This window comes from Ferdinandcohnia salidurans, from assembly GCF_042680725.1.
Classification (GTDB): domain Bacteria; phylum Bacillota; class Bacilli; order Bacillales; family Bacillaceae_L; genus Ferdinandcohnia; species Ferdinandcohnia salidurans.
This window is the reverse complement of sequence record NZ_JBHUEK010000034.1, coordinates 11,989-32,013: the sequence shown is the minus strand read 5'-3', so window position 1 is coordinate 32,013 and position 20,025 is coordinate 11,989. Positions and strand designations below refer to the sequence as shown.

Below are 20,025 nucleotides of genomic sequence, written 5' to 3'. Positions count from 1 at the left end.
AAGATAAAAAGTATATGTCTTAAACGAGGTGAAAGTATGTCAGTACAATATGATGTCACAATAATCGGCGGTGGTATTGCTGGTCTACAAGCAGCAATCCAACTTGGACGATATAAACATAAAATAGCAGTAATTGACTCAAATGACGGCCGTTCCACCATTTGTAGATCCTACCATAATATTTTAGGCTGGCCTGACGGTGTAAGTGGACAAACCTTAAGAAACCTAGGAAAACTGCAGGCTGAAAAACTTGGCGTTTCTTTTATTCAAAACGAAGTTACTATGGTTGAAAAAACTGAGGGATTTTTTAAGCTATATTGCCGCGGTGGAGATTCCTATTTTGCAAAGCGGTTGTTATTGGCAACAGGCGTGAAGGACAATATCCCTCCCATTAAAAACATTTACAAATGCCTCGGTTTAACGATTTATGTATGTCCTGATTGTGACGGGTATGAGGTAGTAGACAAGCATGTAATTGTGATCGGTTCTGGAAAATCAGGCGCAAACATGGCACTCACCCTAACTTATTTTACAAAAGACATCACATTTATTAATCACGATTGGAAAAAACTCGATAGCGAGTTACTATCAAAGTTAGAACAAAGCGGAATTACTCATATTCAGGATGATACAGAGGAGGTATTGCTTGAAGAGGGGACCGAGAATTTTGTCGGTGTTCGCTTGAAAAGTGGAGAAGTCATAAAGGGCGATCGTGGATTTTTGGGATTTCCAGGAAACGAAGTCCGTTCTGAATTAGCTACTCAGCTTGGTATTGAACGAACAGAAAATAAGCATATCATCGTTGACCCAAGGACAAAAAAGACAAACGTAGAGCATGTATGGGCAGCTGGGGATATCGCCGTACATTCTGAACAAACAACAATCGCCATGGGAGACGGCATGCAAGCAGCCATTTGGATACACAAAAGCCTTTTAGATGAAAAAACATGCGATTAACGAAATTATCAATCCTTACATACATATGATGTAATAATAGGCTTTTATCTATTGTATCCGCTTACAAGAATTTGTGTTGATTTAAAGTAATAGAGATAGTTGATGAAGAGGATTGGCGGGGAAATTTCGTGTGCTTTTCCTCTTCATCGTGGGTATGAAGAGGATTGAGATGGAAAATTCTTGAGGTTTTCCTCTTCATCGAGGGGATGAAGAGGATTGGTGTGGAATTTTCGTGAGGTTTTCCCCTTCACCAGAGTAATGAAGGACTTTACGGCTAAATCACACGTGCTAAGGTCCTTCATCAAGGTTCTGAAGGACTCTACGGCGAAGATCACACATGCTAAAGTCCTTCATCAAAGCTATGAAGAACTCTACGGCCAAGATTTCATGTGCTACGGTCCTTCATCTGTGCTATGAAGGACTCTACGGCGAAGATCACACATGCTAAAGTCCTTCATCAAAGCTATGAAGGACTTTACTGCAGAGCTCGCGCATGCTAAGGTCCTTCATCAGTGCTATGAAGGACTTTACAGCGAAAATCCCAAATGCTAAGGTCCTTCATCGGGGTTATGAAGGACTTTCCGGGGAAGATCACACATACTACGGTCCTTCATCAGTGCTTTGAAGGACTTTCCAGTAAAGATCCCAAATGCTAAAGTCCTTCATCAACCGTAAAATCGTAAAATCCTAGACCGCCACCCACAACCCAACTTTATCAACACTCAAACCAATAACATATATCAAAAGCACACAACGCTCGCAGCATACCCATTACCAAGTAATACTGTAACACCATTTTTCGCGAGGAGGGGTTCGCGATGGACGCAACCCGCTTAATTAAACCTTTATTGGATAAGGAATATCCGATGATCAGTCATGGGGATGGAATCTACTTATACGACACAAATGGAAAAAGATATATCGATGGTTCATCAGGGGCCATCACGGCGAGCATCGGCCATGGCGTGAAGGAAATCATTGAAGAAATTGAAAACCAAGCTCACAAAATATCATTTGTCTACAGGTCACAATTCACAAGTGAACCTGCAGAAAAATTGGCTCAGAAATTAAGTGACCTAGCAAAAGGTGGTGAATACTGGTCTTTTTTTGTGAACAGCGGTTCTGAGGCGACGGAAACGGCAATGAAGATTGCCATTCAACATTGGCAAGAAAAAGGAATTAAAGGAAAAAACAAAATTTTGTCACGCTGGATGAGCTACCACGGGATCACGATTGGTGCACTCTCCATGTCTGGTCACACCGGAAGGAGAGCTCGCTTTGTTCAATTATTAGAAGACTATCCAACCATTCAACCGCCGTATTGCTTCCGATGTCCTTTCAACGCCACTTATCCAGATTGCAATCATATGTGTGCAACCGAGCTCGAACAGGCGATTAACCGTATTGGAGCTGAGCATATTGCCGCTTTTATTGCGGAACCGATCATTGGAGCTGCTGGTGGTGCAATTGTTCCGCCTCCTGGTTACTATCAAGTGATCAAAAAAATCTGTGAAAAGCACAATATCTTATTTATTGCCGATGAGGTCATGACCGGAATGGGCCGGACCGGAAAGATGTTTGCCCTTGAACATTGGGATACACACGCTGACATTATTGCCCTTGGAAAAGGCATGAGTGCGGGTTACACACCCATTGCCGCAACCCTCGTTAGTGAAAAAGTAATGGAGCCCATCCAAAAAGGCTCAAAGCTAATTATGAGTGGACACACCTATAGTGCAAACCCACAATCAACAGCTGTTGCATTAGCTGTCGTCAACTATATTGAAACTCATAATCTAGTTGAAAAATCTGCGAAAAACGGAAAATACCTGAATACTAAACTACAAGAATTGCAAAAAAAGCACCAGATTATCGGCGATGTTCGTGGAAAAGGACTGATGTGTGGAATCGAGTTCGTATCCGACATGATCACAAAGTTCCCTTTTAATAAAGAAATTGACTTAACTTCACTGGTAGTCAGTCAAGGACAGAACAATGGCCTGTTACTATATCCGGCTGCGGCTGGAATTGAAGGTGTTGGTGGTGATGCCATTCTCGTTGCACCACCACTAACAATTACGACTGAACAAATTGATGAGCTAATCCAGCTCCTTGATCAAACTTTAATAGATGTTGAGACAGCCCTACAGAAAAAAGGGATCATATCAACATAATCTGGAGGTGACCATAATTGATTGAAAATCGATACAATAAAATTTCAACTCTAGAAGAGGCACTCACACATATCAATGATGGAACAACGGTAATGTTTGGGGGATTTGGTGGGATTGGAAGTCCCCCAGCGCTGATTGACGGATTGCTAGAAAAAAATGTGAAGGATTTGACGTTAATTGGGAACGACACAGGTTTTCCAAACATCGGCATTGGGAAACTTGTCAGTCGCGGACATGCGAAAAAATGCATTGTCTCCCATATTGGATCAAATCCTGTTGCAGGGCAACTGATGACGGATGGAAAAATGGAAATCGAATTTTCACCTCAAGGCACACTTGCTGAACGAATCCGTGCGGGTGGTGTCGGACTTGGTGGTATTTTAGTTGATGTTGGAATTGACAACGAAATTGTTTCTAACGGAAAACAAATCATTGAAGTCGATGGCACAAACTATCTATTAGAAAAGCCATTAACAGCGGATGTGTCAATTCTTTTTGCTAAAAAGGCCGATCCATTTGGAAATCTTGTCTATGATAAAAGTGCCAGAAACATGAATCCGCTTGTTGCCATGGCAGGGAAATTCACGATTGCCGAGGTTGAGGAAATTGTTCCATTAGGAGAACTAGATCCAGAAGAAATTGTAACACCAGGAATCTATGTTGACATGATTATCAAGAGCAGAGGGGTGAATTGGAAATGGGTATGGGAGTAGATATTCGCAATCGAATCGCTAGACGGGCAGCACAGGAAGTCAAGGATGGTATGATTGTGAACTTAGGAATTGGTATTCCTTCCCTCGTTCCAAATCACCTCCCTGAGGGGATCAATGTCATGATACATGCTGAAAACGGCATTTTAGGGATCGGGCCAAGCCCAGAAAAAGGGAATGAAGATGAGAATATTTGTAACGCTGCGGGCTATCCAGTAACAACAGTTACAGGTTCGTCCTATTTTGATAGTTCAATTGCCTTTGGTATGATTCGCCGGGGATATATTGATATAACAATTCTTGGATCACTGCAGGTTAGTGAGAAGGGAGACCTCGCGAACTGGATTGTTCCAGGCAAACGTGTCCCAGGGATGGGTGGGGCAATGGAGTTGGCACAAAAAGCAAAAAAAGTGATCGTTTTAATGAACCATGTCGACAAACACGGAAACTCAAAGATTGTAAAAGAGTGTAGTCTGCCTTTAACCTCTAAAAACTGTGTTGACCTTATCATTACCGATATGGCCGTGATTGAGGTAAAGGATGATGGCCTCCACTTATTAGAGGTGATGACTCCTTTTACAGTCGAAGATGTAATAAAAAATACGAGTGCCGAATTGAAGTGGGATGAAACGATTTCACAACTAACCTAAAGGGAGGGGAAGTGCTTGAGTGATACTAACGATAAAGTGAAAAAGTGGATCCAAGAAAATAAGGGGAAAGGAATTCGCTTGTTAAAGAAGCTTGTTCAAGAACCGAGTCTCCAAGGTAATGAAAGGTCTTCGCAAGCAATTGTCATCGAAAAATGCCGTCAACTTGGGATGGATATTGACATCTGGGAACCGAATGGCACGGAACTTTTAAAACATCCATATTTTGTTTCACCAAGAACAAACTTTCTCGACAGTCCTAATGTCGTCGGTGTTCTAAAAGGGACAGGTGGGGGAAAATCACTTCTCTTAAATGGCCACATTGATGTTGTTCCAGAAGGTGATATCACCCAATGGGATATGGATCCGTATTCCGCGGAAGTGAAAGATGGAAAATTATATGGGCGAGGTTCCACAGATATGAAGGGTGGAAATGTCGCAATGCTATTAGCGATCCAAGCCATCAAGGAGTCTGGTATTCAACTAAAAGGCGACGTCATTTTTCAAAGTGTCATCGAAGAGGAAAGTGGTGGTGCTGGAACACTTGCAACAATTATCAAAGGCTATAAAGCAGATGGAGCCATTATCCCAGAGCCAACGAATATGAAGATTTTCCCGAAACAACAAGGTTCAATGTGGTTTAAAATTGATATTTACGGCCGAATTGCTCATGGAGGAACAAGGTATGAAGGCGTGAGTGCCATCGAAAAGGCGATGACTGTTATTAACCACCTTTTAAAGCTAGAAATGATTCGCAATGCGGCGATTAATGATCCTCTGTATAAAAATACACCAATCCCAGTGCCTATCAATATAGGTAAAATAAACGGGGGAACCTGGCCGTCTTCTGTTCCAGACGTTGTTACCATCGAAGGTCGAATGGGTGTCGCCCCAGAAGAAACGATTGAGCATGCAAAAGATGAAATGCAACAATGGCTTGAAAAATTACCAGAAATAGATCCATGGTTCCAAGACCATCCAGTAGGACTTGAGTGGTTTGGTGCACGTTGGGTTCCAGGCACAATTGATCCTGACCATGAACTTATGAATCTTTTAATCAATCAGTGTAAAGAGGTTATGGGCAAAGAACCCGTCATTGAGGCGTCACCTTGGGGAACAGATGGCGGGCTGTTAACAGCGGTCGGCAATATCCCAACCATTGTGTTCGGTCCAGGAACAACAGAAGTCGCTCATTACCCAAATGAGTATATTGAGCTTGATAGGATGTTTGAAACGGCAGAAATCATCGCCAAAACGATTTTAGCATGGTGTGAAGTTTCTGAAAAATGATATGATAGATGAAAAGGGTTTGAGGAGGTTTGATGTTGTCAGGTCAAAAATACAGCGAACAAAAACGATTACATGCAGCTTCATATCAAGCAGACATTGTCGTAGACTATTTCAACCGGAGATTACGTGTTTTAGAATATCGAGGTAATCTTATGACCTTATTAGATGAGGTTAACAACATTGCAGCAATGCATTCATTCGAAAAAATTATTTGTATGGCTAAACGTGAGGACTTAATAGAATTTATGTCATGTGGCTTTATGATTGAAGCAATGGTTCAAAAATATTTTAATGGTAGTGATGCCTATTTTGTAACGAAGTATTTTACAAATGAAAGACGAAATAGTGATAAATGGATGGAAGAAGAAAAAATAATGACCGACATCCTACGAAATCCACGAGAAAATAAACCAACCAATACTCAATTTTTAATCCGCAAAGCAACACCTGAAGATGCAGGGCAACTTGCTAAATTGTATAATACTGTGTTTCAGATTTATCCAACTCCATTAAACAACGCAGACTATATTCAGAAAGTGATGAAGGATTCCACGGTTTTTTATGTCGCCCTCGACAATGGTGTGATCATAAGTAGTGCATCAGCCGAAGTGAATCATATTTTTTATAATGCGGAGCTAACCGATTGTGCAACCTTGGATGACTATCGGAAACACGGCTTAATGAAAAAGCTCTTGATTCAACTTGAAAAGGAGCTTATTAACAACGGAATATATTGTGCCTACTCGATTGCGAGGGCACTTTCATATGGAATGAATAAAAGCTTTTACCAGTTAGGATACTCATATACTGGTAGACTCACAAACAATTGCTATATTTTTGATAAAATTGAAGACATGAATGTGTGGGTGAAGGATTTATCCATTGACTGACCCTGCCAATTTTTCGGCATCAAGCGCCGGAATTTCATCATGTGATGAGGGAGGTGGAGATGCATGCAAATCGGGGAAGAACTAGTCATTGCCATATTAGATAGTATCGATGAAGCCATACATGTTGTAAATGAGGAAGGAATCACCATCTTCTACAATCAGGTAGCAGCCGAGCATGATGGGCTTAGTCGGGAGGAAGTACTTGGTAAGCACCTTCTCGAGGTCTTTCCTTCTTTAAATGAGGATTCTAGTACTCTTTTAAAGGTCATTCGCACAAAACAGCCGATTTATCATCTTCCCCAAACCTATAAAAACAAATGGGGAAAGCTGATTGATACGGTAAATACCACCTTACCCATCCATATCAATGGTACATTCATAGGTGCTGTTGAAATCGGAAAAGATTACTCGAAGATTAAAGATTTATCGAATAAATTGATGGACCTGCAATCAAAAGTTCGAAGTCCTTCAAAAAAGCCTCAGGAGTTATATGGAGCAAAATACACTTATCATGACATCCTGACGAAAAATGAGCGCTTCAACACTGTGAAAAAACAAGCAATGAAGGTTGCGAACTCTTCATCTACTGTTTTAGTGTATGGGGAAACAGGAACAGGTAAGGAACTTCTTGTGCAAGCGATTCATAATGCCTCACCTCGAAGGCAGGCTCCTTTTATTGCGCAAAACTGTGCGGCGTTACCCGAAAGTTTATTAGAAAGCATTTTATTTGGAACTGTTAAAGGGAGCTATACAGGTGCGGTGGACCGTGCTGGGTTATTTGAAATTGCACATGGCGGGACGCTTTTTTTAGACGAAATCAATTCGATGCCACTTGAGCTTCAATCCCGATTGCTCCGTGTACTTGAGGATGGGATGGTCCGAAGAATTGGCAGCCCGAAAGCCCTCCAAGTCGACGTTCGCGTGATTGTTGCGCTAAACAAATATCCAACAGATTGCGTGAAGGATTATGAGCTTAGACCGGATTTGTATTATCGTTTGAATGTTTTCTCTTTGGAGATTCCACCCTTAAAGAAGCGACTCGAGGACATACCGTATTTAGTCGATCACTTTGTTGGCCTTTATAATCACAGCTTTCAAAAAAGTGTCTCAAAGGTAGATGATGAAGTCCTTCGATTATTCGCTAGCTATCTTTGGCCAGGGAATGTAAGAGAATTAAAACATATCATTGAACATGCCATGATTATGGCTGAAGGATCAGCACTTACAACGGATTTATTACCGGGTCATCTTATCAATACGCAAGCAACTTCTTCAGTAACATTAAGACCGCTTCGTGAAGTCATACAAGAAACCGAAAACTCTTTAATCGATGCAGCCATGAAAAAGTCAGGCGGGAACATCAACAAAGCGGCAAAACTCCTTGAAATTCCACGTCAAACCCTGCAATACAAATTGCAAAAAAAGAATAATTAGCCCATTTTCATATAAATCTCTTCTCTACTTAACAGTTGGCATGCTACTTGCATGTTAATAAGAGTAGGGAGGAGATTTTTTATGCATATGAACTTATATAAACCTGAGCGTCATTGGAAGGACATTGAATTATGGAAAGATGTAACAGAGGAGCAGTGGAACGATTGGATATGGCAATTGACGAATACAATCCGCACAATTGATGATTTACGTAAGGTCATTAATCTAACTCCAGAGGAAGAAGAAGGTGTCTTGATTTCCACAAAAACGATTCCTTTAAATATAACGCCATATTACGCATCGTTAATGAATCCTGATGATCCACGTTGCCCAATTCGGATGCAATCTGTACCTATTGGGAAAGAAATTTATAAAACGAAATATGATTTAGAAGATCCTCTTGAAGAAGACGAGGACTCACCAGTACCTGGTTTAACACATCGTTACCCAGACCGTGTCCTCTTTTTAGTAACGAACCAGTGTTCGATGTATTGTCGCTACTGTACGAGAAGACGATTTTCTGGCCAAATTGGCATGGGGGTGCCGAAAAAACAGCTTGATGCCGCAATCGGCTATATCGCCAACACTCCTGAAGTACGTGACGTCCTTATTTCCGGTGGTGACGGCCTACTTATTAATGACAATATTCTTGAGTACATTTTGAAAAATTTACGCGCGATTCCACACGTGGAAATCATTCGTATCGGAACAAGAGCACCCGTTGTATTCCCGCAACGTATTACAGAAAATCTGTGCAATATTTTAAAGAAATACCATCCAGTTTGGTTAAACACACACTTCAATACGTCAATTGAAATAACAGAAGAAGCAAAAAAAGCGTGTGAAATGCTGGTTAACAGTGGTGTGCCAGTCGGGAATCAATCCGTTATCTTAGCTGGTATTAACGACAGCGTCGAAATCATGAAAAAACTGATGCATGATTTGGTCAAAATCAGAGTTCGTCCTTATTATATATATCAATGTGATTTATCAGAAGGAATCGGCCACTTTAGAGCACCTGTTTCAAAAGGGTTAGAAATTATCGAGGGTTTACGTGGTCACACTTCTGGCTATGCCGTGCCAACCTTCGTCGTCGATGCACCTGGTGGAGGTGGAAAAATTGCCGTTCAGCCGAATTATCTGATTTCGCAAAGTCCGGAAAAAGTAGTGTTACGTAATTTTGAAGGCGTAATCACTACCTATCCAGAGCCAGAAAATTATGTGCCAGGCCGTGCGGACGCTTATTTTACAGAGCATGTAGGCTCGCTCGAAGATAAAAAATCAACTGCAGGTATCGCTGGGCTTCTAGGTGATGGCTTTAACCTAGTCCCTGAAGGCATTAACCGAATTTCTCGTAGAAAGAAATACAATGAAGATCCAAGTCACAGCACATTAAAGGATAAACGTGATAAACGAGATGAATTGAAAGAGAAAAAATACCAATCTACTTTACAAAAAATGAAGGGCTCTAGTAAGGAAGATGAAAAATCAAGTTAAATGTGATTGGAGGTCATATTGTTGAATTGTATGTGGTGTGATTCGGAAAAGGCGAAAGAAGCAGCAAACAGTGTATTTTGGGAACTCCCAGATGGAACAAGAGCAATTGAAATTACCGATACACCTAGTGTAAAGTGTGATGAATGCGGAATGGAGTATCAAGAGGAAACTATAATCAATGAAATCGAAGACCAACTCATGTTAATCGATACAAAAAAACTTTTAAAGACAATTAGCTATAAAGAACTTATGGAGATTCCGCGATTTCTAAAGCATAACTACTTTCGTTTTTAAACTATTTTCAGTTGACTTGATACCATAACATGATAAAATGACAAAACGAACGCTTATGTAGGATGTGGTTGTTATGGGAAAGTCATTTTATCACTATATTGTAAAATTCCGTACGGCAAAAGCGAAAGATGAAATTAGTCAATTTGCGAATGACATCTATTTGGATCATAGCTTTCCAATTTATTCGAAGGATTACAATGAATTGAGCTCTTATTTGGAGCTAAACGGCCAATATTTAAAAAGTATGTCTATTTTCGATAAAGCCTGGGACCTTTATGAAAACGAAGATTGACTATTAACCACTGAGATGCGGAATCTCGGTGGTTTTTACGTTTACAGCGCAACTAGATTAGCTTAAATATAGTAAGTACGGAAAAATACTGCCACTAAACATTCTACCCAAAACAAACTTCTATAACGAACACTTTACCCCCACAAATTTTAGGCTCGCCACCCCTTAATATTTCTTAATTCACAAGCCCTATTATAATGCCGTTTTGCAAAAGACTTGCATATACTATTTCACACCCTTTAAATCGACACCAAAGCAGAGGGATGAGGATATGGATGGTAAAAGCAAAAAGCCAAAATACAAAATCGGGGATATCGTCGTTGTTAAGTTATATGGAACAGTTGGATCTGTGACCGATATCCGAAAGCTAGATGGAAACTTTCTATATAAAGTCAATAAAGGCGAGGCATTTTACTCAGAAGCGGCGTTAACCTTGCTTTCCCAATACAAAGCAAAGCCGATGGAAATTGAAAAAATCGATATTGAATACAAATATTATTTTGGTGACCTTGTCTTTGTGCAAGGGTATGACAATGATGTGTTTAAAATTGTCGGGATACACACGGAAATTTGGAGATACAAAGAGGGTGCGTGGGAGGATGTGATTTACGAACTAGCGAGAGTGACAGACGGTGAGTGGCTCGAAGCAGGAGAGGATGAGCTAACACTGCTTGCAGATTTTGATCAAGCCGAAACATTCCTTCAAAAATATTCGTTGAAATATTTTGTGAAAAAGAAAAACAATAATGCGGGGATGTATGAAAATATGGATATCTATCGTAAATCCGAGAAAGATCATATGCGTATTAAAAAAGAGAAAAAAGAAATCATTGATGGTTTATTAGATGTGTACAACGACTACAAGATCCTGTACGACATGTTCCAGGATCAGAAATATAAAGATGTTATGGATTTAGCTATGAAAAATCTACAAAAATTTGAGTCTGGGAAAGGTAACGATTAACCCATGAGTAACGCTTGTACTAACACATAAAAGAAATAAGGGATCCCTAAAAATAAAATAACAGAAAATAATCCTTTTGTTACTTTTCCTAACACTTTATCAAACCCGTCTCCGTCAATAAATGCTAGTAATTTATTGGTGTGATTCACTTCTTCTTGTACTGGAAATTTTACAATAACGGCTTGCTTTGTCATGAGAACCCCTCCATTAGGCTTGTCCAATTCTTATATTCCATCCTATGTATGAACTTTTGATTTCATGACTAAAAAATAATATACATATGAAATGACATAGGTGACGTTTTTACATCATACATCTTTAGTAAAGGGGGCGATCATGCTGAAGGAGATTGAGGTTGTTATTGATACGGAGGAAATTGCAGAGTTTTTCTATAACGAGCTTGTCCAAAGGGGATTTGCCCCAAGTGAGGAAGAGCTAGAGGAGCTAGCGGATATTACATTTGAATACTTACTCTTTAAATGTGTAATTGATGAAGAAGATGAAGACTAGGTACATAAGACGGCGGGGTAACCCGTCGTTTTTCTTTTGAAAAAAATATCATTTTTGTAGAAACTTTTTTCATGCCCAGTCGTATAGTTTTATATCAAGAATTAGGAGGAATGGCCATGTCTTTATTTAATAAACTTTTTTCAAGTATTGGGATTGGTAGTGCAAGAGTTGATACAAAGTTAACAACAGATCAACTAAAAGCCGGTGAAAAGGTTTCTGGCGTTGTAGAAATTGTTGGAGGAAATACGGAACAGCAAATCGATGAGATTTATCTTTCTTTAATGACAACCTACATTAAAGAATCGAATGACAGAAAGTTTAACCAACAAGCAACAATTGAAAAAGTGAAAATTGTTGAGCGTTTTACAATTGGTAGTGATGAAAGACGTGAGATTTCATTTTCATTTGTCCTCCCACTTGATACGCCTGCCACACTCGGGAAAACAAGAGTGTGGATTCATACAGGCTTAGATATTAAAAATGCAATTGACCCATCAGATAAAGATTATATTTCAGTTTCGCCATCACCACTTGCAGCAGGTGTGTTGAATGCGGTATATGATTTAGGCTTTAGCTTACGTAAGGTTGATTGTGAAGCGGCACCTTATCGTCTAAGAAGACGTCTTCCATTTGTTCAGGAATTTGAGTTTGTTCCAACAAGTGGACAATATCGTGGAAGATTAGATGAAGTAGAAGTGATGTTCTTCCCACAATCAGAAGATCGGATGGACGTGATGATGCAAGTGGATAGACGTGCACGTGGGTTAAGTAGCTTTCTTGCTGAGGCGATGGATATGGATGAATCCTTTGTAAACTTCACTGTAACGACTGATGATCTTCCAAACCTTAAATCAAAAATTAACCAAATTATTAGCCGTTATAGCTAATTGAAAAAGGGCGTCCTGCAAAGGGACGCCCTTAATTCATTTATTCATTATGCCCTGGTCCGTTTTTACGACCACCAGCAGCAGAGAATTCTTTACCATGAGCGATTTGTTCCGCCTCAATTGCTTCAGGTGGAGTATGGTTGTTTTTCTTAGGAGCATTTATACGATTACGATTTTTCTTACCCATTATATTCCCTCCTATTATTTAGGCTGCATAAAGCCGTCTTTTGCTTTTTTCGATGTATTTGGTGGATTTCCAACACCTTTAGTGGTGTCAGTTGCATTTGCATAGTCAACAGCTTGTCTTAATTTTTTGCTCATTTTTTCGTTAGCCATGAACGAATACCCCCTTTACGAAGATGATACAATCTTATCTTTCCCCATATTTTTGCGTTAATCAAACTTTTTAAGTAGAATGGAATTGTGGTAACATAGATAAAGTGTAATTTTACCTACATAGGAGGATCTTGAATGAGTACACATATTGGAGCAAAGCAAGGGGATATCGCTGAAACAATTTTGCTTCCAGGAGACCCATTGCGTGCAAAGTATATTGCTGAAAACTTTCTTGAAAATGTTCAATGCTACAATGAAGTTCGTGGAATGCTCGGTTTTACCGGTACATATAAAGGAAAACGCGTGTCTGTCCAAGGAACAGGAATGGGGGTTCCATCCATTTCAATATACATACATGAATTGATGAATGAATATGGGGTCCAAAACTTAATTCGAGTCGGAACTTGCGGTGCAATTCAAAAGGATGTAAATGTGCGAGATGTCATTTTAGCGATGACTTCCTCAACAAACTCACAAATGAACCGCATCAACTTTGGGAGTGTCGACTATGCTCCAACGGCGTCATTTGATCTATTGAAAAAAGCATATGAGGCAGGTACTGAAAAAGGCCTTAACCTTAAAGTAGGAAATGTCTTCACAAGTGACGTTTTCTATAATGAAAATGCCGAACTAGAAAAATGGGCACAGTATGGGATTCTTGCGATTGAAATGGAAACAACTGCACTCTACACATTAGCAGCTAAGTTTGGTCGAAATGCATTATCAGTTTTAACAGTAAGTGATCATATTTTAACCGGAGAAGAAACAACAGCTGAAGAACGTCAAACAACATTTAATGATATGATCGAGGTTGCTCTAGAAGCAGCGTTGAAAGAATAAATAAACTTTATCCAGCGGAGTAAAACACCGCTGAATAAAGTTTATGCCTCCGGCGGATGCCACGATTTTTCAAAGGGAATTTTTCGAGCATGCTTGAAAAAAATCGGGCACAAATACGCCAAGGCGCATTTGATTAAGGGGAAAAGATTTCGGGTTTCGAGATTTTTTCCTCTTTTATTAGGGTGATAATTATGAAAAATCGATTTATTAGATATGGCGTGACGTTAGCAGTTGTCTTATTTGTCGCCTTTTTTGGGTCAAAAATCATTTCACCATCTGAGTCTTTTACGGATACCGATGAAGAGGTAAAAAGCCAATTAGTTGTGAATGGCTTTAAGATAGATGGGATTACCTTTTATGGGAATCAAGTTCTCGCCTTGTTAGAGGAAAACGGTCAAAAGAAACTTTATATCGGCGACCGACAACAATCGGTGATTGAGAATGTGACACCGTGGGTGGATTACCAAGTTCCAAACAGTCCTGATAAAACCTATAGAGGGGTAGAAGTGAATCCGGACGCCCACTTGTTGTATTTGTACGGAAAGAAAGAGGATGGCAGCAATTTTATCGAGATGATTAATATTGGCACAAAAGAAACGATTTCCGAAATTCCGTTTGAGGGTACCGCTAAAATCAGTAATATTAAGTTTAAAAATGGCTACGAGGAAGGAATGCTCTATGCCAAGACAAATCAAGAACAGCAGAAAGCCGAAATCATCTTTAATACACCAGAATTTGATTCCCATATGGACTTATTCGTAGTTGACCTTCCATCAAAAAAGGCAACGGTTGACTGGGTCGATGCTAATCCTGAGCTAGAGCATATTGTCTACACAATCAAAGACCAAGGGAAGATTTCTGCTTTTGTTCATGAATTAGCCACCAATAAGACAACCCAACTTGAAAAAATAAGTGGAGATAAATTTCTATTCGATGGGGAACAGCTCATTGGCTTTAAATCAAAAAAGAACAAGCTGGACATTAAAGAGTTCAAATACAAACAAACGACTTCGACTGACGAACCACAGAACGAAACGTATGATATCGTGATTAAAAATGGAATTGTGATAGATCCGGACAAGGAAACCCTGAAAATTGGTTATCATGTTGGAATTAAGGACGACAAAGTGGCTGCGGTTACAAAATCTGCAATTCGTGGAGAGACTGAAATTGATGCGTATCAAAAAATCGTAAGTCCTGGCTTTATTGATATGCTGTCGTTCAATCCAAACCCTATGGCAGCGAAATTCAAGATTGGCGATGGGGTTACAACAAATCTTTCCATGCACGGATGTACTGTTGATTTTAATGGATTTTTTAATCAATACGAAAACTATCCAACATCGGTAAACTATGGGGGTGCTTTATTTGCGGTTCGCTTACGATATGAAGCTGGACTTGGCAACCATGGCACACCAACTCAGGAGCAAATTGACTATATGGTTAAACGAGCAGAAGAGGAAATTAAAAAAGGTGCGCTCGCAGTAGCATTTAGCCCTGAGTATTATCCAGGAACGACACCTGATGAAATCAAGGCAATCATGAAAGTTGCTAAGAAATATGGTATTGTCACACATTTCCATGGAAGGCATTCTAGTCTAACAGGTGAACATACAAGTATTGATTCAGTTAAAGAGATTCTTGGTTATGCAAGGGAGCTTGATGCTCCGGTTCATTTCATGCATCTTCACAGTACAGGTGGTACAGGTGCGATGGATGAAGCATTAGCCTTGATTGAAGAAGCTCGTGCAGATGGTTACCAAGTCACATATGATGTGTACCCATACGATTCGTGGGCGACAGATATTTCATTTGAACGTCTCAGTGGAGATTGGCAAACAAGGTTTGGCATATCCTATTCCGACATTCAAGTAGCCGGTACAACTGAGCGACTAACCAAGGAAACTTTTCCGATTTATCGTAAGAAAGGTGGACAAGTCATCGTTTATGCGATGGATGAGGACGAGCTTATTCAAGCATTACAAGTTGACCATAGTATGATCGGCAGCGATGCAACGATGGATAGTGAGTTTAATCACCCAAGAGGAGCGGGAACATTTTCAAGGTTTATCGGGCGTTACATTCGTGACCTTGATATCTTACCACTGATGGAAGGAATGAAGAAAATTACCATTCATTCCGCGAGGCAGCTAGAAGAAGTTGCACCAGCAATGAGTACAAGAGGAAGGCTCCATGTTGGATCTACCGCAGATATAACGGTTTTCGACTATCATGCGATCATTGACACTTCAACAGCCGAAAAACCAGCATCCTTATCCAAAGGGATTGATTATGTCATCGTCTCTGGTAAGATTGCAAAAGACGAAAATGGTGTACAAACGCAGGTTAAAAATGGACAACCGATTATTGGGGTATTCGAATAAAATTTTTCCTTACCTTTATCATCATATTCCTTTAAAAAAAGCAGATACTTTTATAGAGGTGATTTTGATGAATCATGAAAAGGATTTTGATCGGGATCATGATCGTGAAGATGCGCTAACAGAGAATGCTTTAAAGGAAGTGCTAGAAGCAGCCTATACTGCAGAGTCTGAACTGATGCGACGCTATTTGATTACCTCAGAACGAGTTCATAATGATCAGGAACTGAAAGAAAGACTCGCAAACTTCGCGGAAGGAAATGCAAAGCGCACGAAACAGCTCCAAAATGAAATTTCAAAACTTCACTAATCAAAAGCCACGAAGGACTCACACCTTCGTGGTTTTTTTAGATACATGAAATATTCATTTATTGTTTAAGCTAAATGAAAACAATCATCGGAGGTGGAATAATGCCTGAGTTGCCAGAAATGGAAACATACAAGAACCTCCTTCAACTGAAAGTAGCAAGCCATGTCATTCAAGATGTAGAAGTAAATCGTGAAAAATCAATCAATACCACGGTTTCTGAGTTTACTAAAGAACTTGTCGGAAATAAAATTACTCACATTCATCGTAGAGGGAAGCATCTCATTTTTGACCTTGAAAGCGGAAATAAATTACTTCTTCATTTGATGCTTGGCGGTTTGATGTATATTGAAACAGATAACGATACAATTTCAAGAACAAAACAAGTGATTCTTCGATTTGCATCACATCAGCTTTGTTTTATTGGATTGAGATTAGGTTACTTACATCTACTTACGCCTGACCAAGTCAAAACCGAATTAGCTGATTTAGGGCCAGAACCTCTTCAACCTGGTTTTACACTTCAGTCTTTTGAAAAATTAGTTGAAAACAAAAGAGGAATGCTTAAAACAACGCTTGTCGATCAGGATTTTATCGCAGGAATTGGCAATTGTTACTCTGATGAAATTTGCTTTGCTGCAGAACTTCTACCAACCAGAACATTTGATACACTGGATGGGGCACAAGTTCAAAAATTGTATCAATCGATTCATTCTGTATTTCAAGATGCTATTCGGTTCGGTGGATATATGGAGCAGCCACTTTTTAAGGGTGATTACTTAACTGGCGGTTATGATGAGAAATGTAAGGTATATGACCGAGAAGGTGAATCATGTGTTCGTTGTGGTTCCGTAATTAAGAAGAAAGAAGTGTCATCCAGGAAAACATTTTTCTGTGCAAATTGCCAAATCTAAAAAAATACACTTGATTATCCTATAGGTTAATGGCTATTCTATATATGAGTCAATAATAGAAAGAGGGATTTTTTATGGCAGAAAAAACATTTACAATTACTAGTGACGCTGGCTTACATGCAAGACCGGCTACAAAGCTCGTACATAAAGCAAGTCAATTTCAATCAGAAATTACACTTACTTTCAACGGTAAATCTGTAAACCTTAAATCAATTATGGGTGTAATGTCTTTAGGTGTACCAAAAGGTTCACAAATCGAGATTCAAGCAGAAGGTAATGATGCAGATGCAGCATTAGAAGGAATTGAGTCTGTATTAAAAGAAGAAAACTTAGGTGAATAACTAATAAAAACAACCATCAATTTAGATGGTTGTTTTAACTTTATTCAGCAATTGTCCAGATATTTATGGAGGAAGAATATATTTTTTTGTGTTACACCTGAAACTGAATAAAGTTAAAAGCCTCCGGCGGATGCCACAGATTTTCAATGGAAAGTTTTCGAGCTTAAGATCAAAGACTAAGTACGCCACTTCCTGTGGCAACGTCTTTGTGACCCACCTCGTGTGGGCCTAAAAAATCTGGGCGCAAATACGCCAAGGCGTATTTAATTTACGCTGTTTCTTCGTCCTCATCCTTTGATAGAACTAATGCCCCATGACGAATTAAGTATTGAAAATGGGAAAGTGGGAAGACCCCTTTTTGCTTTGATTCGAGTTCAATTCGAACAGAGGTATGATTTATCTCAACAACTTTTAACGTTTTTGCTTCACATAAATTCGGAACGAATTTCGAAGTGATACCAAATTCCATATTATTTACTAGTTCAAGGTTTTCTCTTGCCAATTTTGTTCACCACCTTCTTCATATACGTAATATGTCCAATACCTAGAAAATCATACCATCTTTTCAAGGGATTGCTATTAATTTGATTTTGCAGTTCGCATTATTGGAATTTTATTGATAAAATCGTTAATATTTATATATGATTACATATTTATATAGAGTTTGGAGGATTCACATTTGAAACCCATTAATAAAGAAGACGTACAGGACTTAATCAACCGTTTTGCCAATCAAAACGTTTATATTCACCTTGAAACCACAAATGGCGCATATGCTGTACATTCTGGCGCTAAAAAAACATCAGCTGGTGCATTTATTCGAAATGCCCTTGTTACGTTTACAGAAGGAAAAATCGTTGGAAATGATCCGTACCGTGTAGGCCTTAAGATGGATATCGGTTGGATTTATGCAGAAGGATTAACAGATTGGGAGCTAGACGAGAAGGACCGTTTATTACTAGCAGGTCATGATGAGGAAGGAAAACTTGCAGTTGCGCTTCAAATTAGCACAACCCCATTCTAGAGTTTTCGAACTACAACGGCATATTTTAATAAAAGGAGTAGTAAAATGGAGCGACATATTTTAATTGTATTACCACATCCAGATGATGAAGCATTTGGAGTTTCAGGATTAATTAGTTTAAATACAGAAAAAGGGGTTCCTGTTACATATGCCTGCCTAACCCTTGGGGAAATGGGCAGAAATTTAGGGAATCCGTTTTTTGCAACGAGAGAAACCTTACCAGAGATTCGCAAAAAAGAACTGAGAGAAGCTTGTAAAGCATGTGGTATAACCGATCTCCGGATGCTAGGGTATCGTGATAAGACATTGGAATTCTTAGATCCAGAAAGAATCGCAGACACAATTGAGGAAATCATCAAGGAAGTAAATCCATCCCTTGTTATTACCTTCTATCCTGGACATGGTGTCCATCCTGACCATGATGCGACAGGAGAAGCAACCATTCGTGCGGTTAAACGTATTCCAAAAGAAAATAGACCGACCGTATACTGCAAAGCAATTACCCATGACCGTGTTGAAAAAATCGGTGAACATGATGTTGAGTTTGATGTAAGTGAAGTTTTAGACAAGAAGATTGCGACATTAAAAGCACATCGTTCCCAAACAGAAGGCTTGATGGGAAATCTTCTCCAAAAGATTGATGACAGTGACAATGAAATTATTGAGTGGCTTCGAACAGAAGTATATTGGACATATAAGTTTGACGATTAAGTACTTAGAGCCCAACTTTTGATGGGCTCTTGGGTGTAAAAGGAGCTATATGAAAATGGATCCTGTTAATTTTGATCAACTTTTAAAAGCATATCAGTCCCTTTGGATGAATCGTCGGCTTTGGCAAAAGGATTTGAGCAGTGAAGACATTCTGCGTTCGACAATTCGAAGGGATTTACTAGATGAATTGACCCATCCAAGACTTCGTAAAACTCCGTATGAAAAATTTTTCATGGCTAGTAGACGAATTTTCGACTCCAGTCTAACGATTGAAGAAAAGCTTAGCCTGCAGCATGTTTATCTTGAGGAAATGGAAAATGTGAAGAAATTGTAAACAAAACAAGAAAATATTTACAATTAGTACTAATTTCCGTTGTACAACTCCTGAGTTTCCTTTATAATCTGATGGTAATAAGAGAGACTCGTCAAAATATCTCAGCATATCTAGTTTGAAAGGGGTATTTTTATGGAGATGAATATGTATATGGAGATTTCAGTCATTTTATTTTTGATTTTTGCATTTACCTTCGCACACTCCATTTATAAAGGAACACATAAAAGAGTAGCCAAAATACTTAGTGGAACATGTATAAGTTTATGTTCGTTTGCCATTGTCTGGAGAGCT

At 39.3% G+C, this 20,025-nt stretch carries 25 protein-coding genes; 21 read left to right on the top strand and 4 right to left on the bottom strand.

The features are described from left to right. Nucleotides 1–36: 36 nt before the first annotated feature. The 11 genes from ACFSFW_RS22540 (at nt 37) to yodN (ending at nt 11,149) form a co-directional block, all read left to right on the top strand. The gene (locus ACFSFW_RS22540) at nt 37–957 is read left to right on the top strand and encodes an NAD(P)/FAD-dependent oxidoreductase (RefSeq protein WP_388041598.1); all 921 of its coding nucleotides are present in this window, start codon (nt 37–39) and stop codon (nt 955–957) included. Nucleotides 958–1,775: 818 nt separating this feature from the next. Beyond that, complete coding sequence (locus tag ACFSFW_RS22535; protein ID WP_388041596.1) at nt 1,776–3,131, top strand: aspartate aminotransferase family protein; 1,356 nt, start codon at nt 1,776–1,778, stop codon at nt 3,129–3,131. Between the two features lie 20 nt (nt 3,132–3,151). Next, nucleotides 3,152–3,844, top strand: coding sequence for a CoA transferase subunit A (locus ACFSFW_RS22530; RefSeq protein ID WP_388042198.1), 693 nt, complete (start codon nt 3,152–3,154; stop codon nt 3,842–3,844). Beyond that, nucleotides 3,829–4,491, top strand: coding sequence for a 3-oxoacid CoA-transferase subunit B (locus tag ACFSFW_RS22525; RefSeq protein WP_304214256.1), 663 nt, complete (start codon nt 3,829–3,831; stop codon nt 4,489–4,491). Before ACFSFW_RS22530 ends, ACFSFW_RS22525 begins: the two co-directional genes overlap by 16 nt. Nucleotides 4,492–4,506: 15 nt before the next feature. Then, nucleotides 4,507–5,778 carry a peptidase gene (locus ACFSFW_RS22520; protein WP_388041593.1) on the top strand — a complete coding sequence of 424 codons (1,272 nt, stop codon included), beginning with the start codon at nt 4,507–4,509 and terminating at the stop codon, nt 5,776–5,778. 35 nt (nt 5,779–5,813) lie between these two features. After that, nucleotides 5,814–6,668, top strand: coding sequence for a putative beta-lysine N-acetyltransferase (ablB, locus tag ACFSFW_RS22515; protein WP_388041591.1), 855 nt, complete (start codon nt 5,814–5,816; stop codon nt 6,666–6,668). A gap of 63 nt (nt 6,669–6,731) precedes the next feature. After that, on the top strand, nt 6,732–8,102 hold the full coding sequence (locus tag ACFSFW_RS22510; protein ID WP_388041588.1) for a sigma-54 interaction domain-containing protein: 1,371 nt from the start codon (nt 6,732–6,734) through the stop codon (nt 8,100–8,102). Between the two features lie 81 nt (nt 8,103–8,183). After that, complete coding sequence (kamA, locus tag ACFSFW_RS22505; protein ID WP_388041585.1) at nt 8,184–9,599, top strand: lysine 2,3-aminomutase; 1,416 nt, start codon at nt 8,184–8,186, stop codon at nt 9,597–9,599. A gap of 21 nt (nt 9,600–9,620) precedes the next feature. Next, nucleotides 9,621–9,893, top strand: coding sequence for a YokU family protein (locus ACFSFW_RS22500; RefSeq protein ID WP_388041582.1), 273 nt, complete (start codon nt 9,621–9,623; stop codon nt 9,891–9,893). Between the two features lie 73 nt (nt 9,894–9,966). Next, complete coding sequence (locus ACFSFW_RS22495) at nt 9,967–10,185, top strand: YozE family protein (protein ID WP_309100928.1); 219 nt, start codon at nt 9,967–9,969, stop codon at nt 10,183–10,185. A gap of 271 nt (nt 10,186–10,456) precedes the next feature. Next, on the top strand, nt 10,457–11,149 hold the full coding sequence (yodN, locus tag ACFSFW_RS22490; protein ID WP_388041579.1) for a germination protein YodN: 693 nt from the start codon (nt 10,457–10,459) through the stop codon (nt 11,147–11,149). On the opposite strand, the gene ACFSFW_RS22485 is transcribed toward yodN, so the two are convergent. After that, on the bottom strand, nt 11,146–11,343 hold the full coding sequence (locus tag ACFSFW_RS22485) for a hypothetical protein (protein WP_142354025.1): 198 nt from the start codon (nt 11,341–11,343) through the stop codon (nt 11,146–11,148). The genes yodN and ACFSFW_RS22485 overlap by 4 nt on opposite strands. A gap of 145 nt (nt 11,344–11,488) precedes the next feature. On the opposite strand from ACFSFW_RS22485, the gene ACFSFW_RS22480 reads away from it, so the two are divergent. Both ACFSFW_RS22480 and ACFSFW_RS22475 read left to right on the top strand, forming a co-directional pair. After that, nucleotides 11,489–11,659, top strand: coding sequence for a YozD family protein (locus ACFSFW_RS22480; protein WP_099353214.1), 171 nt, complete (start codon nt 11,489–11,491; stop codon nt 11,657–11,659). A gap of 116 nt (nt 11,660–11,775) precedes the next feature. Further along, nucleotides 11,776–12,546, top strand: a complete 771-nt coding sequence (locus tag ACFSFW_RS22475; RefSeq protein WP_388041575.1) for a sporulation protein — start codon at nt 11,776–11,778, stop codon at nt 12,544–12,546. Nucleotides 12,547–12,586: 40 nt separating this feature from the next. Here ACFSFW_RS22475 and yoyE read toward each other — a convergent pair whose 3' ends face one another. After that, on the bottom strand, nt 12,587–12,733 hold the full coding sequence (yoyE, locus tag ACFSFW_RS22470; RefSeq protein ID WP_010281467.1) for a protein YoyE: 147 nt from the start codon (nt 12,731–12,733) through the stop codon (nt 12,587–12,589). Between the two features lie 14 nt (nt 12,734–12,747). Continuing rightward, on the bottom strand, nt 12,748–12,882 hold the full coding sequence (locus ACFSFW_RS22465; protein WP_281254514.1) for a hypothetical protein: 135 nt from the start codon (nt 12,880–12,882) through the stop codon (nt 12,748–12,750). A 135-nt stretch (nt 12,883–13,017) separates the two neighbouring features. On the opposite strand from ACFSFW_RS22465, the gene deoD reads away from it, so the two are divergent. The 5 genes from deoD to ACFSFW_RS22440 all read left to right on the top strand — a co-directional run bounded on the left by deoD (nt 13,018) and on the right by ACFSFW_RS22440 (nt 17,665). Beyond that, nucleotides 13,018–13,722: a purine-nucleoside phosphorylase gene (deoD, locus tag ACFSFW_RS22460; protein WP_388041571.1), complete on the top strand. Its 705-nt coding sequence runs from the start codon at nt 13,018–13,020 to the stop codon at nt 13,720–13,722. A gap of 191 nt (nt 13,723–13,913) precedes the next feature. Beyond that, nucleotides 13,914–16,106 (top strand): amidohydrolase family protein, encoded by a 2,193-nt coding sequence (locus ACFSFW_RS22455; protein WP_388041569.1) that lies wholly within the window; start codon nt 13,914–13,916, stop codon nt 16,104–16,106. Nucleotides 16,107–16,173: 67 nt separating this feature from the next. Next, nucleotides 16,174–16,413, top strand: a complete 240-nt coding sequence (locus ACFSFW_RS22450; RefSeq protein ID WP_304214236.1) for a hypothetical protein — start codon at nt 16,174–16,176, stop codon at nt 16,411–16,413. A gap of 101 nt (nt 16,414–16,514) precedes the next feature. After that, nucleotides 16,515–17,324, top strand: a complete 810-nt coding sequence (gene mutM, locus ACFSFW_RS22445; RefSeq protein WP_388041566.1) for a bifunctional DNA-formamidopyrimidine glycosylase/DNA-(apurinic or apyrimidinic site) lyase — start codon at nt 16,515–16,517, stop codon at nt 17,322–17,324. A 74-nt stretch (nt 17,325–17,398) separates the two neighbouring features. Next, entirely contained in the window at nt 17,399–17,665 is a 267-nt protein-coding gene (locus ACFSFW_RS22440; protein ID WP_099363398.1) for a phosphocarrier protein HPr, read from the top strand. 268 nt (nt 17,666–17,933) lie between these two features. On the opposite strand, the gene ACFSFW_RS22435 is transcribed toward ACFSFW_RS22440, so the two are convergent. Next, on the bottom strand, nt 17,934–18,167 hold the full coding sequence (locus ACFSFW_RS22435; RefSeq protein ID WP_099363397.1) for a hypothetical protein: 234 nt from the start codon (nt 18,165–18,167) through the stop codon (nt 17,934–17,936). Nucleotides 18,168–18,344: 177 nt separating this feature from the next. On the opposite strand from ACFSFW_RS22435, the gene ACFSFW_RS22430 reads away from it, so the two are divergent. The 3 genes from ACFSFW_RS22430 to yoyC are packed head-to-tail and all read left to right on the top strand — an operon-like array spanning nt 18,345 to nt 19,734. Continuing rightward, nucleotides 18,345–18,689 carry a YojF family protein gene (locus tag ACFSFW_RS22430; protein WP_099353005.1) on the top strand — a complete coding sequence of 115 codons (345 nt, stop codon included), beginning with the start codon at nt 18,345–18,347 and terminating at the stop codon, nt 18,687–18,689. A gap of 45 nt (nt 18,690–18,734) precedes the next feature. Further along, nucleotides 18,735–19,400, top strand: a complete 666-nt coding sequence (bshB2, locus tag ACFSFW_RS22425) for a bacillithiol biosynthesis deacetylase BshB2 (protein ID WP_304214230.1) — start codon at nt 18,735–18,737, stop codon at nt 19,398–19,400. A gap of 55 nt (nt 19,401–19,455) precedes the next feature. Further along, on the top strand, nt 19,456–19,734 hold the full coding sequence (yoyC, locus tag ACFSFW_RS22420) for a protein YoyC (RefSeq protein ID WP_388041561.1): 279 nt from the start codon (nt 19,456–19,458) through the stop codon (nt 19,732–19,734). Nucleotides 19,735–20,025 lie beyond the last annotated feature (291 nt).

Coding starts and splice junctions, on each gene's coding strand:
- ACFSFW_RS22465 (WP_281254514.1), bottom strand. CDS start 12,882: ATGGCTAACGAAAAAATGAGCAAAAAATTAAGACAAGCTGTTGACTAT.
- ACFSFW_RS22540 (WP_388041598.1), top strand. CDS start 37: ATGTCAGTACAATATGATGTCACAATAATCGGCGGTGGTATTGCTGGT.
- deoD (WP_388041571.1), top strand. CDS start 13,018: ATGAGTACACATATTGGAGCAAAGCAAGGGGATATCGCTGAAACAATT.
- ACFSFW_RS22440 (WP_099363398.1), top strand. CDS start 17,399: ATGGCAGAAAAAACATTTACAATTACTAGTGACGCTGGCTTACATGCA.
- ACFSFW_RS22485 (WP_142354025.1), bottom strand. CDS start 11,343: ATGACAAAGCAAGCCGTTATTGTAAAATTTCCAGTACAAGAAGAAGTG.
- ACFSFW_RS22475 (WP_388041575.1), top strand. CDS start 11,776: ATGTCTTTATTTAATAAACTTTTTTCAAGTATTGGGATTGGTAGTGCA.
- ACFSFW_RS22455 (WP_388041569.1), top strand. CDS start 13,914: ATGAAAAATCGATTTATTAGATATGGCGTGACGTTAGCAGTTGTCTTA.
- bshB2 (WP_304214230.1), top strand. CDS start 18,735: ATGGAGCGACATATTTTAATTGTATTACCACATCCAGATGATGAAGCA.
- ACFSFW_RS22510 (WP_388041588.1), top strand. CDS start 6,732: ATGCAAATCGGGGAAGAACTAGTCATTGCCATATTAGATAGTATCGAT.
- ACFSFW_RS22450 (WP_304214236.1), top strand. CDS start 16,174: ATGAATCATGAAAAGGATTTTGATCGGGATCATGATCGTGAAGATGCG.
- ACFSFW_RS22535 (WP_388041596.1), top strand. CDS start 1,776: ATGGACGCAACCCGCTTAATTAAACCTTTATTGGATAAGGAATATCCG.
- kamA (WP_388041585.1), top strand. CDS start 8,184: ATGCATATGAACTTATATAAACCTGAGCGTCATTGGAAGGACATTGAA.
- ACFSFW_RS22525 (WP_304214256.1), top strand. CDS start 3,829: ATGGGTATGGGAGTAGATATTCGCAATCGAATCGCTAGACGGGCAGCA.
- mutM (WP_388041566.1), top strand. CDS start 16,515: ATGCCTGAGTTGCCAGAAATGGAAACATACAAGAACCTCCTTCAACTG.
- ACFSFW_RS22495 (WP_309100928.1), top strand. CDS start 9,967: ATGGGAAAGTCATTTTATCACTATATTGTAAAATTCCGTACGGCAAAA.
- yodN (WP_388041579.1), top strand. CDS start 10,457: ATGGATGGTAAAAGCAAAAAGCCAAAATACAAAATCGGGGATATCGTC.
- yoyE (WP_010281467.1), bottom strand. CDS start 12,733: ATGGGTAAGAAAAATCGTAATCGTATAAATGCTCCTAAGAAAAACAAC.
- yoyC (WP_388041561.1), top strand. CDS start 19,456: ATGGATCCTGTTAATTTTGATCAACTTTTAAAAGCATATCAGTCCCTT.